The 12,871-nt window shown below is 66.6% G+C and carries 12 protein-coding genes; 8 read left to right on the forward strand and 4 right to left on the reverse strand.

All coding sequences use genetic code 11. The features are described 5' to 3' along the window. The first annotated feature begins 2 nt into the window (after positions 1-2). Together IFT87_RS07950 and IFT87_RS07955 are read left to right on the forward strand one after the other, a co-directional pair. The gene (locus IFT87_RS07950; protein WP_192008055.1) at positions 3-1,763 is read left to right on the forward strand and encodes a type I secretion system permease/ATPase; all 1,761 of its coding nucleotides are present in this window, start codon (positions 3-5) and stop codon (positions 1,761-1,763) included. Next, positions 1,760-3,073, forward strand: a complete 1,314-nt coding sequence (locus tag IFT87_RS07955; protein WP_192008057.1) for an HlyD family type I secretion periplasmic adaptor subunit — start codon at positions 1,760-1,762, stop codon at positions 3,071-3,073. Before IFT87_RS07950 ends, IFT87_RS07955 begins: the two co-directional genes overlap by 4 nt. A gap of 12 nt (positions 3,074-3,085) precedes the next feature. On the opposite strand, the gene IFT87_RS07960 is transcribed toward IFT87_RS07955, so the two are convergent. Next, positions 3,086-3,967 carry a polysaccharide deacetylase family protein gene (locus tag IFT87_RS07960; protein ID WP_192008059.1) on the reverse strand — a complete coding sequence of 294 codons (882 nt, stop codon included), beginning with the start codon at positions 3,965-3,967 and terminating at the stop codon, positions 3,086-3,088. Positions 3,968-4,069: 102 nt separating this feature from the next. After that, on the reverse strand, positions 4,070-5,014 hold the full coding sequence (locus tag IFT87_RS07965; RefSeq protein ID WP_192008065.1) for a GGDEF domain-containing protein: 945 nt from the start codon (positions 5,012-5,014) through the stop codon (positions 4,070-4,072). Between the two features lie 550 nt (positions 5,015-5,564). Here IFT87_RS07965 and IFT87_RS07970 point away from each other — a divergent pair. The 4 genes from IFT87_RS07970 to IFT87_RS07985 all read left to right on the forward strand — a co-directional run bounded on the left by IFT87_RS07970 (position 5,565) and on the right by IFT87_RS07985 (position 8,208). Then, positions 5,565-6,956 carry an exopolysaccharide biosynthesis polyprenyl glycosylphosphotransferase gene (locus IFT87_RS07970; RefSeq protein WP_341786131.1) on the forward strand — a complete coding sequence of 464 codons (1,392 nt, stop codon included), beginning with the start codon at positions 5,565-5,567 and terminating at the stop codon, positions 6,954-6,956. A gap of 83 nt (positions 6,957-7,039) precedes the next feature. Further along, positions 7,040-7,363 carry a hypothetical protein gene (locus tag IFT87_RS07975; RefSeq protein ID WP_192008072.1) on the forward strand — a complete coding sequence of 108 codons (324 nt, stop codon included), beginning with the start codon at positions 7,040-7,042 and terminating at the stop codon, positions 7,361-7,363. 13 nt (positions 7,364-7,376) lie between these two features. Further along, positions 7,377-7,865 carry a PilZ domain-containing protein gene (locus IFT87_RS07980; RefSeq protein ID WP_159512266.1) on the forward strand — a complete coding sequence of 163 codons (489 nt, stop codon included), beginning with the start codon at positions 7,377-7,379 and terminating at the stop codon, positions 7,863-7,865. 202 nt (positions 7,866-8,067) lie between these two features. Beyond that, entirely contained in the window at positions 8,068-8,208 is a 141-nt protein-coding gene (locus IFT87_RS07985; RefSeq protein ID WP_156360375.1) for a hypothetical protein, read from the forward strand. A gap of 287 nt (positions 8,209-8,495) precedes the next feature. Here the strand turns inward: IFT87_RS07985 and IFT87_RS07990 are convergent, their stop codons facing one another. After that, positions 8,496-9,626, reverse strand: a complete 1,131-nt coding sequence (locus IFT87_RS07990; RefSeq protein WP_192008074.1) for a glycosyltransferase family 4 protein — start codon at positions 9,624-9,626, stop codon at positions 8,496-8,498. A gap of 84 nt (positions 9,627-9,710) precedes the next feature. On the opposite strand from IFT87_RS07990, the gene IFT87_RS07995 reads away from it, so the two are divergent. Together IFT87_RS07995 and IFT87_RS08000 are read left to right on the forward strand one after the other, a co-directional pair. Beyond that, a complete protein-coding gene (locus tag IFT87_RS07995) occupies positions 9,711-10,865 on the forward strand; it encodes a GumK N-terminal domain-containing glycosyltransferase (RefSeq protein WP_192008076.1) in 1,155 nt (384 codons plus the stop codon). A 223-nt stretch (positions 10,866-11,088) separates the two neighbouring features. Beyond that, entirely contained in the window at positions 11,089-12,390 is a 1,302-nt protein-coding gene (locus IFT87_RS08000) for a UDP-glucose dehydrogenase family protein (RefSeq protein ID WP_031396235.1), read from the forward strand. Between the two features lie 66 nt (positions 12,391-12,456). Here IFT87_RS08000 and IFT87_RS08005 read toward each other — a convergent pair whose 3' ends face one another. After that, entirely contained in the window at positions 12,457-12,861 is a 405-nt protein-coding gene (locus tag IFT87_RS08005) for a hypothetical protein (RefSeq protein WP_037532997.1), read from the reverse strand. Positions 12,862-12,871 lie beyond the last annotated feature (10 nt).

A 12,871-nucleotide genomic window follows, 5' to 3' on the forward strand; every position in this document is an offset into this window, starting at 1 on the left:
CGATGATGCAGATGTTCGGGGACCGGCTGGCGCAGCCGGTACGGGATGCGGTGACGCGCTGTCGGTCGCATCTCCTTGCCGCCTTGCTGTTCAGCGCGCTGGTCAACATCCTGTACCTCGCGCCGACGCTGTACATGATGCAGGTCTATGACCGGGTGGTGCCGACCGGGGGCGTCGTCACTCTGGTGATCCTGACGCTGGTGCTGGGGGCGGCGATCGCCACGATCGGGGTGCTGGAGGCCCTGCGGTCGCGGCTGATGGTCAAGGTGTCGCTGCGGCTCGACCAGCGCGTGTCGCGGGCGATCCTGGCGCGGCTGATCGAGCGCGGTCACACCCGGCAGCGCGACCCGACGACGGCACAGGCGATGCGCGAGTTCGACACGCTGCGACAGGTGATCACCGCGCCGACGCTGGTCGGGATCTTCGATGCGCCCTGGACGCCGATCTATGTTCTGGCCGCGGTGCTGATCCATCCGCTGCTGGGGCTGTTCATCATCGCTGCGGGCGCGTGCCTCGCGGTGCTGACATGGATGTCCGAGCGGGGGACGCGCGGGCTGATGACCGTTGCGCACACCGCCAATGCCCGGTCGGCGATCGTCCAGGAGGATATCGCCCAGCAGGCCGAGCTCGTCCGCGCGCTGGGCATGGGCCGGGCGATGGTCGACCGGCAGATCGCCGAACGCTGCGACGGGCAGGCGGCGCTGGCCGCGGCGCAGATGGCGACCGCGCGCTATGCCGCGATCGCCAAGTTCATGCGGCTGTTCCTCCAGTCGCTGGCGCTGGGGCTTGCCGCGATCCTCGCGGTCCAGCGGCAGATCTCGGTCGGATCGATCATCGCCGCCTCGGTGCTGCTCAGTCGTGCGCTGCAGCCGGTCGAGCTGCTGATCGGCGGTTGGTCGAACCTGCAGAGCGCGAACGAGGCGCTGAAATCGCTGAAGCAGTTGTTCGACACGGACGCGGCGGCGGCGCCCGCGACCGTCCTGCCGGCGCCGCTCGGCCGGATCACCGCGCGCAAGATCACCACGCGCAGCGCCGATGGCGCGGCGATGCTGCTGAAGGGGGTGAGCTTCGACCTGCAGGCGGGGCAGATGCTGGGGATCGTCGGGGCATCGGGGGCGGGCAAGACGACGCTGATCCGCATCCTCGCCGGGGGTATCGCGCCCGAGTCCGGACAGGTGCTGCTCGATGGCGCGGACTCGATCCTCTGGGATGCGCAGCGGCTCGCGCGGTACCGCGGCTATGTGCCGCAGGAACCCGGCTTCCTGACGGGCACGGTGGCGCAGAACATCGCCCGGTTCGCCGATCCGAACGCGGTGGACCCGGTCTCGTTCGACCGGCGGGTGATCGACGCGGCCAAGGTCGCGGGGTGCCACGCGCTGATCCTGTCGCTGCCCGGTGGCTATGACTGTCCGATCGGGCGCGGCGGGCTGGCGCTGTCGGCGGGTCAGCGGCAGCGGATCGCACTGGCGCGAGCGATGTTCGACGACCCGCCGATCCTCCTGCTCGACGAACCCAATGCCGCGCTGGACGCGGAGGGCGAGGCGGCGCTGATGCGCGCGCTGGAGACCAGTCGCCAGCGCGGCGCGACGATCGTGATCGCGGCGCACCGCACCAGCGTGCTGGCCGCCGCGGATCGGCTGCTCGTCCTCAACGCCGGATCGGTCGACTGCGAAGGTCCGGCCGAGGAGGTTCTGGCCGAGCTGGCGCGCCGCGCCGGCGGGAGCCGCGGCAATGTCGTCGGACTGAAGGGGGCTGTGTCATGAGCATGATCGACGATTCGGCGCGGGTGGAGATCCGGCGCGGCCTGCGCGTCGCGGCGCTGTTCTTCATCGGGCTGCTGGGGGGCGCGTCGATGATGCCGCTCGACGCCGGCGTCTATGCCCGCGGCGCGGTGATCGTGTCGGGCAAGCGGCAGGCGGTGCAGAACCGCGACGGGGGCATCGTCACGGCATTGCGCGCCGTCGAAGGCCAGAAGGTCGCCCGCGGGCAGGTGCTGCTCGAGATCGCGTCGGCGGATCTGCACGCGCTCGAACGCGGGATGACCGCCGAGCTGATGATGCTGTTCGCGCAGCGCGAACGCCTGCTCGCCGAACGCGACCGGCGCGCGGTGATGGCCGAGCCGGTCGAATTCCGCGCGCTGCCGGCGGCGGACCGGGTGCTGGCGGAGGATGCGCTGCGCGGGCAGCGGTTGCTGCTGGCGGCGCGCCTGCGGACCGCGCAGACCGAGAAGGCGGTGTGGATGCGGCGCGCCCACGCCAATGCCGAACAGATTGGCGGGTTCGGGGAGCAGATCACGGCGAACCGCCGGCAACGCGCGCTGCTCGACGACGAGCTGACGGGGATGCGGGTCATCGCCGCCAAGGGCTTTGCCTCGATCAACCGGATCCGCGCGCTCGAGCGCACCCAGGCCGCGCTCGACGGCGAGCATGGCGCGCTTGGTGCGCAGATCCTCCAGACGCGCGATGCGATCGGCGAAGCCGAACTGTCGGCCGCGGGCGTCGATCGTCGCCAGATCGAGGAGGTGGAGGGCAGCCTGCGCGATCTGCTGGTCCGGATGAACGAGCTGCAACCCAAGTTGCTCGCGGCGCGCGAACAGCTCGCCCGCTCGATGGTGCGCGCGCCGGTGGCCGGCACGATCGTCGGCCCGACGATCTACACCATCGGCGGGGTGGTCTCGCCGGGGCAGACGCTGATGGAAATCGTGCCCGATCGCAGGGCGCTGGTGATCGAGGTGCAGGTCTCGCCCGACGATGCCGACGACATGCGCCCCGGCCAGACGACGCAGGTCCGCTTCACCGGCTTCCACGACCGCGCGATGCCCGCGCTCGACGCCCGGATCGACACGGTGTCGGCGGACAGCTTCACCGAGGAGCGGACCGGCAACCGCTTCTTCCGGGCGGAGGCGTCGCTCCTGCCGGAAAGCTATCGGACGCTCGTCGCGCTGAAGGGGCCCGGCGCGCTGACGCCGGGCATGCCCGCCGAGATCCTTGTCCCGCTCCGGAAACGGTCTGCGTTCGACTATCTGATCGGCCCGTTGAAGGAGAGCCTGTGGCGCGGCGGTCGTGAGGCCTGAGTGAGTGCGGGGTCAGGCGGCCAGCCCGTTCGCCTCGACATGCGCGGCGATGTCGCCGGCGGTGGTCCACCAGATGCGCGGATCGTTCGCCGCGCGGAGTTCGGTCAGCACGCGGGCGAGGGCGGGGACGCGGTGTGCCTGTCCCATGATATAGGGATGGAGCGCGATGCCGAGGACGAGCGGACGCCGGTCGCATTCGGACAGCAGCTGTTCGACGCCGTCGCGGATCATGGCCGCGAACGTCGTCGCCTCCTGCTTGCGCGCGATGATCGCGGGCAGGTCGTTGATTTCCTGGGAATAGGGGATGGAGAGCAGTCCGCCATGAGAGGTGGCGAGCCGGGTCGGCTGGTCGTCATGCGCCCAGTCGAGGACATAACGATAGCCATTTTCGGCGAGCAGGTCCGGCGTGGTGTCGCTCTCCGATACCCACGGTCCCAGCCAGCCGGTGGGACGCACACCGAGTGTCGCCAGCCGCTCGGTCACGTCGGCGATCATCTGGGTCTCGCTCGGGTGCGCAAGGGACCCTTGCGCGGTCGCGTTGGTGCCGCCATGCGCCGCGATTTCGTCGCCGCGGTCGCGGCACGCCTCGGCGAGCCCCGGGCAGCGATCGAGGACGTCGGCGTTGAGCAGCGCGGTGGTGCGCAGGCCCAGCCGATCGAACAGGTCGAACAACCGCCACGCCCCGACCCGGTTGCCATAATCGCGCCAGGCATAGTTCATCACGTCCGGGTCGGTCTGCGCAGGCGCTAGTTCCGGACCCAGCCCGCCGCCGAAATCGAACACCTCGTAATTCACCCCGAAATAGATGGCGAGGCGGCGGCCGTCGGGCCAGTCATAGTCCGGGCGGTCGACGATCGGGCGATAGGCGTAGCGGCCATGGTGCGACGTGCTCATCACGCTGGAACGCGCGGGTCGCGGGATAGAAACGCCATGATGCAGATACTTATGGAATCCATGATCGCGGCCGGAGCGAGCGAGCCGTCGGGTCCGACCCGCTCAGCCGTCCACAGGGGCGAAACCCTCGACGGTGGCACGGTACAGATCGGCGCGCGCCTGGCTCAGGGCGGCGTCCTGGTCGTCGCCCTGGCCGACCACCAGTCCCGCGAGCGCGCGGACCGGGCCGATCCATGCGCCGCTGCCGCGCAGCTTGAGGCGGCGGGTTTCGAAGGCGGCGATGGCTTCGTCGGCGAGGTCGCGGGCCGCCGTCAGGGCGACGTCGGTCACGACCACGACGAATTCATTGCCGGTCCAGCGGATGATCTCCTCGTCGGGAAACACCCGTCGCAGGTTCGCGACAAAGGCGCTCAGCACATTGTCGCCGACGGCGTGGCCGAAGCGTTGATTGACCCCGGCCAGATCGGCGACGCTGAAGATCATGAGGACATAGCTTCGCGCCTGTTCGGCAAGCTGTGCAAAGATCGGTCGCGCGCCCTCGGACGTCAGCGCGCCGGTGGCTGTGTCGCGCATTGGATCGTGCCGCGCCGTACCGAGCGAGCCGAGGTCGGACTGGAGCCGGGCGACGTCGCGGCGCAGCTCGGCCAGCTCGCGTTCGGCATCGGCCAGCCGGGTCACGAGCAGCGTCGCATCGGGCCAGTTCTCAGCCTCGCTCGCCATCGCGCTGACGTCGTGGCTGAGCGACCGCGTCAGCGTCTGCGCATCGGTGGTCAGCGCGCCGAGCTGGTTCGCGCGTGCGGTGACCGCGCTGTCGCGTTCGGCGGTCGTGTCGCGCTTGATCGCAAGATGGCGTTCGCTGAGCGTTTCGAGCGCGCGTGCGGTCAGCCTCAGGCCGCCATCCGTCTCGGCCGCCACGGCGCGCGCCAGGTTCGATCCGGGATCGGCGACCACGGCAAGCGCGAACGTATAGTTTTCAGCCACCGGTGCGAGACGATGTGCCTCGAGAAAGGCGAGCGCGTCGCGCGCCGCACGAAAAGCCTCTGGCATGCTTGTCTCGAACCTTTTTATGTACTGGAATGTACAACGCGGGATCGCGCGCGTCCGTTTCATTCCGACGCCCCCTAGCGCGAAAGAGCGTGCGATCAATCCTTGCGCGGCGATCGGTTCCGCGTTCGGGGGCGTGTCGCGGCTACGGGCGGCGGCTGATCGCGGGCGGCAGCGGCGCGGTTTTTCTTATGATGGGGGGCATGTTCCGGGATGGGACGGCCCGCTGGCGCCCGTTGTCCGCTATTAGAGGGGTATGTTGCGCCAAGGGGGGAGTCCGGTCGTACCGGTCTCAGTCCATTGCCGGGGGAGCCGCACCAGGCTGCTGGGCGGTGCTGCGCGCATGCTGGGGGTGCTGCGGCGACGGCAAGGTGGTGGCGTTGGCATAGCGGCGGCGGGCCGCGTTGCGCAGGCGGCGCGGTGCGTGCCGACCGGGTGGCGCCCCGATGGGATGAGCCGCGCATCTCGGCTCTGGTTTCTTCAAACCGCCTATGGCAGAGCCTTGGCCCTGCTGAGCATAAGTCGAGATTGTGGCGGGCAGGGAGCTGGCACTGTGGAAAATACTAAAGTTACCGGCACGCGCGGTGCAGTGTTCGATCGTTTTGGCTCGACCTCGCATCGTCACCAACTGCGCATCGCGCTTTATATCCTGTTGGTGTTTGCTGATCTGCTCGCGGTGGTTGCTGCATTCGAGCTCGGTATATTTGCAAAATATGGCCGTTTTGCTGTTACGTCGCATATGAACGTCGTCATCGTCACGGCGCCGATATATGTGCTGACGGCGTTCAATAATGGCGCCTACTCGATTGACGTGCTGCGCAAGGCCCGGGCCGGCATCATGCGGTCGGCGACAGCGCTTTTACTAGCCTTTTCAAGCTTCTTGTTCATCTCCTACTATTTCCGGGCGGTGCAGGCGGAATCCCGTGGCGTCATCAGCATCGGAATGCTCGGCAGCTTCGTGCTTCTCGCAGTCTTTCGATTGGTCATCGATCGGTTTGTCCGCCTGACGATTGGCGGCAACGTGACCACCGATCTGGTGATCTTGGACGACGTCGAATTCGCGGTGCCTGCACATTGCAAAGTCGTCGAGACGCGGGCCGCGAACCTTCGCCCGAACATGCAAGATCCGATGATGCTCGATCGACTCGCGCGCCAATTGCGTGGTGTCGACCGCGTCGTGATCGCCTGTCGGCCCGACAAGGAGCGCGAATGGGCGATGCTCCTGAAGGGGGCGGGCATTCGCGGCGAGATTATTTCGAACGAAATCGACCAGGTCGGCGCGATCGGGCTCGACACTTTCGTCGGGCGGTCGACGCTGGTCGTCGCGGTCGGACCGCTGAGCACGCGCAACCGGATGATCAAGCGGACGTTCGACCTGGCCTTTGCGGTGCCCGCGCTGATCGTCGTGCTGCCGCTGCTGCTGATCACCGCCGCGGCGATCAAGATCGACAGCCGGGGACCGGTCTTCTTCCGGCAGGATCGCGTCGGCCGCGGCAACGCGCTGTTCAAGGTGTTCAAGTTCCGGTCGATGCGGGTCGACCAGTCCGACGCGAGCGGCAGCGTTTCGGCGTCCCGCACCGACGACCGGATCACGCGCGTCGGTCGCGTGATCCGCGCGACCAGCGTCGACGAGCTGCCACAGCTGCTGAACGTGCTGCTCGGATCGATGAGCATCGTCGGGCCGCGACCGCATGCACTGGGGTCGCTGGCGGGGCAGCAGCTGTTCTGGGAGGTCGATGAACGCTATTGGCACCGCCACGCGCTCAAGCCGGGGATCACCGGTCTTGCGCAGGTGCGCGGATTCCGCGGGGCGACGCATCGTCGCGACGATCTGACGCAGCGCCTCCAGGCCGATCTGGAATATATCCTGGGCTGGTCCGTATGGCGCGACTTTGGCATTCTCGTGTCTACGGTACGGGTCGTTGTGCACCGCAACGCATTCTAGTGCACCGTAAAACACGTACAAAAAATGCCGCGACAGCAATTTAACATACGCTTTCTTAACCACCAGTATGGCATGGTGTCGTCATGCCCCTTCACGCACCTCTTGCTAACCTGGCTGACCCCGTATCGCCACATGCGGCGTTTCGTGGCGGCGATCCGCTTTCCGGCGCTACGACGGATTCGTTCGACGGGGCGCGTTCCGTCGCAGACCCGCTCGGGGCCGAGCTTCAGGTCGTCGACCCGCGTGCCGCCAACCCGTTGGCCGGCGACCGGATCGATTACGAGAACTGGCTCCTTCCGGTCGAGCCCGCCTCGTTGGGCGAACGCGCGATCCGGGCCGGTTCGACCATCGCCGGCGTGGCGGTCTTCGCCGCGGCGCTCGCTGGTGTCCTTGCCTGGATCATCTAGCGTGCGGGCGGAGATGACGGCGATCGAGCCGGTGGCCGAGCGTCGGCGAAAGCCGAGTCGAGCAGCAATAGCGCGCGCGAGCACGGTCCGTGCGGCCGATGCGCGGGCGATCGACGTCCGTGTCGAGGACCTGTCCGAAGGCGGTTTCCGTTTTTCCAGCGCCAGCGTCCTGCCGGTCGGTGCCCATATCCGCGTCGGCCTGGCCGGTGCGGGGCAGGCGACCGCGCGGATCGCATGGCGCGATGGCGAGGCGCATGGCTGCGCTTTCCAGCCCCTGCTGACGAACGACCAGATCCAGTCGGCCTTCACGCACACGATCTGCGAGTCTGCGGTCCTGTCGTTGATCCCCGACAGCGCGGTGGTGCCCATGCCCGCCGCGGGTGCGGCGCTTGCGCCGCCGCAGCGCTTTGCAGCGCCGGTGCGGCTTATCCTGCTGGTTGTGGCCAGCTGCGCATGCTGGGCCCTGGCGACGCTGCTGCTGCGCGGACTTTCATCGTTCTGAACCGAGGCTGACGCCGGAGTGGTGGTCTGCGCGTTGCAACCCTGCTCCGGGGGCGTTTGCCAGCCTTGCCGACCCGTTGAACGCACAAGATTTTCAGGATCTTAGCTAATTTTGCGCTAGTCTAGATATTAGTGTTGATTATTTATGACCCCTGTCCCATGTTGAGACAAGACGGTTGAAACGACCGCTGAGGAGAGTGTTCATGACTGCGCTTCCCGGCCCGGCTATCCAGGCCCCATCCTATCCCGAAATTCCCTCGGCCGTGCTCGGTCTTATCACTGGCCTCGCAGTCAGCGTTGCGCTCTGGGCGCTGATCGTCCTGATGGCATTCTTCCTGGCCTGATCTCAAGCACATGGGCGGTCGCTTTCGCGCGTCCGCCTGTGTCTGACGATCCCAGTCGTCGGATTGTCAAAGTGCTTGGGCGCCCGGGGTACGATGGTTCGTCTTTGCCCTAGGGCCGCGGTGATCCTTAGGCTTGAGCGTTAGCCTGACCCGCTCGACGCAACAGGCCTTGTACGTTCGCGGTGACGTCGCCGTCAGCGGTATGGGCATCGTGATCGATGCCGAGCGACGATACGCTCCTCCTCACCGAATCACCTGCGGACAGGCCGTGCGACACCCCGGCGTTGTCAGCCCCGCGCGTCGCGTTTCCGCAGGACATCTTTATACACATCGGCGAACTGCCGCGCGACGCTGCGCCAGTCATAGGCCAGACTCGCGGCGATGTTGTTCGCGCGGTTCGACTCATAGGCGGCGCTTGAATCGCGGTGCGCGGCTTCGATCTGGCCCGCACCAGCCTCGACATCGTCGATGTCGAACAGGATGCCGCTGCCGGACGAGCGAACCAGCCGGCGGAAGGGCGGAATGTCGCTGACGATCGGGGTTAGGCCTGCGGACAGACCTTCGACCACGCTCAGCCCGAAGCCTTCATAGCGTGACGCCGAGCCGATATAGCTGGCCTCGCCGATCAACGCCTTGATACCCTCGTCACTGGGCGAGGGCACGAGCGTGACCGCCCGTTCGGTACCGGTCCGGCGCATATGCTCCTCGATCTGTGCAGGCGTGACGTCGGCCGGGCCGCCCGCGATGATCAGCCGCCAGTCGCCATGAAGCCGGCCGAGCGCGGCCACGAGGTCGATCAGGCCGGTGATGTTCTTGTTCGAGGAAAAGCGGCCGATATAGATCATCGTCCTCGTCGGCTGCGGCGACCCTGCGCCCTGCCATTTGCCGATGTTGACGCCATTCTCGATCGTCACCGTCTTGCTCGCGGCGATCTCGTTGAACCGGGCGGCGTCGCTTTCGCTCGAGGCGATGATCCGGTCGTAGGCGAGCGACGACGCGCGCGTGACGCTGGCGAAATAGGCGAGCTTCAGCCGGCTGGCGAAATCGGTGTGGAAGAAGCCGCCATGCGTCGAGGCGACCATCGGCCGGCGGTGGAGCGGGCGGGTGAGCGCCATGCCGTCGAAGAACGAATCGATCGCATGGACGTGAACGATGTCCGCCTGACCGAGATGCTGCAGTACGGTGGGTGCGAGCGGATAGCGCGTCGAGCCGCGGAACGGGATCCGCTGCACGGGCACGCCCTGATAGGTGTCGCGCGGCGGCAGCGTCGCGTCGAGACGCGAAAACTGGCGGTCGAGCGTGACCACCGACGTCGTGATTCCGCAGTCCCGCTTGAGCGCGACCGCGAGATTGCTGACGGCGTCTTCCAGCCCGCCAATGGCCGGATAAAATTGACGAACGACGTGAAGAACGTGCATCGGCTTCCCAACGTGATCCAGATTGCCAGCCCCTTTGTCTGATTACGGCCAACCGTCCAGCCCAAAGTCGATGGAGTGTCATGCATGTCCGATAAGCCAGCGCCGGCGCAGCCAAAGCATTCCCGTGTCGTCATCCTGTCGGCATTTCAGGATTACCGGACGCCCAAGCGCGCCAGCATCCATCAGGTCGCGCATGCGCTGGCGCAGGATGGCTGCGACGTGTCGTTCATCTCGACCCGGTTCAGCCTGATCTCGAAGAAGAAGGGCGATTCGCGCCTGTTCCTGTGGGACCAGGCCAATGCCTGGCACAAGGTGGACGGCGTCAATTGCTATCTCTGGCGGACGCCGCTGCATCCCTTTGCGACCAACAATGCGGTCGCCGATGCGGTGATGGCGAAGCTGTTTCCGCTGTTTGCCAGGCTGCCCAATGCCGATATCGACGGCGCATTCCAGGCGGCGGACTATATCGTCATCGAATCGAGCGTCGCGGCGATCTTCATCGACCGGATCAAGCGGCTCAACCCGACCGCGAAGATCATCTATTACGCCACTGACCGGCTCGATACCGTCGGCGCGCATCCCTATGTCCGCAGCCATCTGGTCAAGAATGCGCGACATATCGACCATGTCTGCCTGCGGTCGACCAAGATGGTGTCGGATTTCCTGTGGGCGAAGGATCGCCTGTACCGCGCCGAATTCGGGATCGATCCCGCCGACTTCGAGACCGTCGGTCCGTCGCCCTATACCGCGCAGCGCAATGCCGTCGCGGTCGGGTCGATGCTGTTCGACGAAAGCTTCTTCCACGCGGTCGCGCCGCAGTTTCCCGATGTGCATTTCCACGTGATCGGCTGCGGGAAGAGCTTCAAGGGGCCCGACAACGTGTTCGTCCACAAGGAAATGCCGTTCCGCGCCACGCTGCCCTATATCAAGCATGCGAGCATCGGCATCGCCCCCTACCGGCTGGCGCCGGGGGTCGAGTATCTTGCCGAGTCGAGTCTGAAATTGGGACAATATGAATATCTGCAGATCCCCGCGGTCTGCCCCGATTTCGCGGTCGGGACGAACCCGTTCCGCGCGGGCTATGTGTCGAACGATCCGGCGTCGATGATCGCGGCGACCGAAAAGGCGCTGGCGCTGGCGGGGCAGGTGCCCGCGCGGCATTTCTCGACCTGGACAGAGGTCGCCGACCGCGTGCTTCGTCCCGAAAACTACCCTGACGCCCGCATCGTCGCGGGCTGAATGGGCGGGGCCGGCGCGTCGCCCGCGGGCGCGGGCCGGCCCGCCAACCCTCTCGGATATCGGCGTTTGATCGGTATCGGCACGGATCGCTGGAGCAGCGTACCGGCCCGCCGCATCAGGTGAACCACCTTATTGATGGCCGGCGGTTCATCTTCTAGGAGTTCCGCCGAATATCAATGTCCGTACGACGATCGTAGGGACCAACATCGTCTGAGGGATTATAATGCGCATAGCGATGGTGGGATCGGGTTACGTTGGTTTGGTGTCGGGCGCATGTTTCGCCGATTTCGGACATGACGTGATCTGCATCGACAAGGATGCCGGCAAGATCGCGGCGCTCGAAAACGGCATCATGCCGATCTACGAGCCGGGTCTGGATGCACTGGTGGCGCGCGGCGTCGAGGCCGGGCGGTTGCGCTTCGGTACCGATCTTGCCGCGAGCGTGAAGGGCGTCGACGCGGTCTTCATCGCCGTCGGTACGCCGTCGCGGCGCGGTGACGGTCATGCCGACCTGTCCTATGTCTATGCCGCCGCCGAGGAAATCGCCGGCGCGATCGACGGATTCACCGCGATCGTCGACAAGTCCACGGTCCCGGTCGGCACCGGCGACGAGGTCGAGCGGATCATCCGCCGCGTCAATCCCGATGCCGATTTCGCGGTCGTGTCGAACCCCGAATTCCTGCGCGAAGGCGCCGCGATCGACGATTTCAAGCGTCCCGACCGCGTCGTGATCGGCAGCGACGATGAGAAGGGCCTCGCGGTCATGCGCGAGATCTATCGTCCACTCGCCCTCGGTCGGTCGCCGCTCGTCGAGATGAGCCGGCGTGCCGCCGAGCTGACCAAATATGCCGGCAACGCGTTCCTCGCGACCAAGATCACCTTCATCAACGAGATCGCCGATCTGTGCGAGAAGGTCGGCGCGGACGTGCAGGACGTCGCGCGCGGCATCGGCCTCGACAACCGCATCGGCTCCAAGTTCCTGCATGCCGGCCCGGGCTATGGCGGTTCGTGCTTCCCCAAGGACACGCTCGCGCTGCTCAAGACCGCGCAGGATCACGACGCGCCGCAGCGCATCGTCGAGGCGGTCGTCGCGGTGAACGACAATCGCAAGCGCGCAATGGGCCGCAAGGTCATCGCCGCCGTCGGTGGCGACGTTCGCGGCAAGACGATCGCGGTGCTTGGCCTGACCTTCAAGCCGAACACCGACGACATGCGCGACAGCCCGGCGATCGCGCTGATCCAGACGCTGCAGGATGCGGGCGCGACGATCAACGTCTATGATCCCGAGGGTCATGAGCAGGCGAAGGCGGTCATCAAGGACGTGACCTATTGCACCGGTCCCTATGAGACGATGGAGGGCGCCGAGGCGCTTGTCATCGTGACCGAATGGGACATCTTCCGCGCGCTCGACTTCAAGCGCGTCAAGTCGCTGCTGGCGTCGCCGGTGCTCGTCGACCTGCGCAACATCTATCCGCGCGACATGGTCGAGAAGGCCGGGCTGACCTATCACGCGGTCGGCCGCTGATCGACCGGGACAGGCGGCGCGCCGATCGGTGCGCCGCCTGTCTAACTAAGCCGAGGGCCAGTCCGGTTATTCGACCAGGCTGGCATATTGCATATGATCCGGGTCCCGCATCGTGTCGGGGGGGATGACCGCATCGTCGGTATCGCTGGTGGCTGGTGTGCCCGCGTCGGCGCCGGTCGCCGGTGCAGGCGGTGCCGCTGCTGCAACCGCAATACCGGATTCGCTCGGTCCGGCCCCCGATCTCACGACGACGATTCCCGCTTGTTCGGGCGCTTCGACCGCGGATCCGCAGGCGGCGAGCATCGCCAGCGCTGCGATGCCGACCATGCCGCGCAGGGCAGCGCCGATGCGGGCAGGTCGACCACCATCACAAAGTGAGCGCGGCAGGACACGGTTCAGGGCATGCGGGCGAGCGACCGGGGCCGGCGCGGCGGACGCGACGGCGCGATGCGCGTCGTGGATCAGGGGCATTGGAAATTCT

This window comes from Sphingomonas sp. CFBP 8765, assembly GCF_014841445.1.
In the GTDB taxonomy this organism is placed as follows: domain Bacteria; phylum Pseudomonadota; class Alphaproteobacteria; order Sphingomonadales; family Sphingomonadaceae; genus Sphingomonas; species Sphingomonas aerolata.

Bases quoted from the DNA above. Each gene is read 5' to 3' on its own strand.
- IFT87_RS08000 (WP_031396235.1), top strand. From the start codon at position 11,089: ATGCGCATAGCGATGGTGGGATCGGGTTACGTTGGTTTGGTGTCGGGC.
- IFT87_RS07975 (WP_192008072.1), top strand. From the start codon at position 7,040: ATGCCCCTTCACGCACCTCTTGCTAACCTGGCTGACCCCGTATCGCCA.
- IFT87_RS07990 (WP_192008074.1), bottom strand. From the start codon at position 9,626: ATGCACGTTCTTCACGTCGTTCGTCAATTTTATCCGGCCATTGGCGGG.
- IFT87_RS07960 (WP_192008059.1), bottom strand. From the start codon at position 3,967: ATGAGCACGTCGCACCATGGCCGCTACGCCTATCGCCCGATCGTCGAC.
- IFT87_RS07965 (WP_192008065.1), bottom strand. From the start codon at position 5,014: ATGCCAGAGGCTTTTCGTGCGGCGCGCGACGCGCTCGCCTTTCTCGAG.
- IFT87_RS08005 (WP_037532997.1), bottom strand. From the start codon at position 12,861: ATGCCCCTGATCCACGACGCGCATCGCGCCGTCGCGTCCGCCGCGCCG.
- IFT87_RS07985 (WP_156360375.1), top strand. From the start codon at position 8,068: ATGACTGCGCTTCCCGGCCCGGCTATCCAGGCCCCATCCTATCCCGAA.
- IFT87_RS07955 (WP_192008057.1), top strand. From the start codon at position 1,760: ATGAGCATGATCGACGATTCGGCGCGGGTGGAGATCCGGCGCGGCCTG.
- IFT87_RS07950 (WP_192008055.1), top strand. From the start codon at position 3: ATGATGCAGATGTTCGGGGACCGGCTGGCGCAGCCGGTACGGGATGCG.
- IFT87_RS07980 (WP_159512266.1), top strand. From the start codon at position 7,377: ATGACGGCGATCGAGCCGGTGGCCGAGCGTCGGCGAAAGCCGAGTCGA.
- IFT87_RS07995 (WP_192008076.1), top strand. From the start codon at position 9,711: ATGTCCGATAAGCCAGCGCCGGCGCAGCCAAAGCATTCCCGTGTCGTC.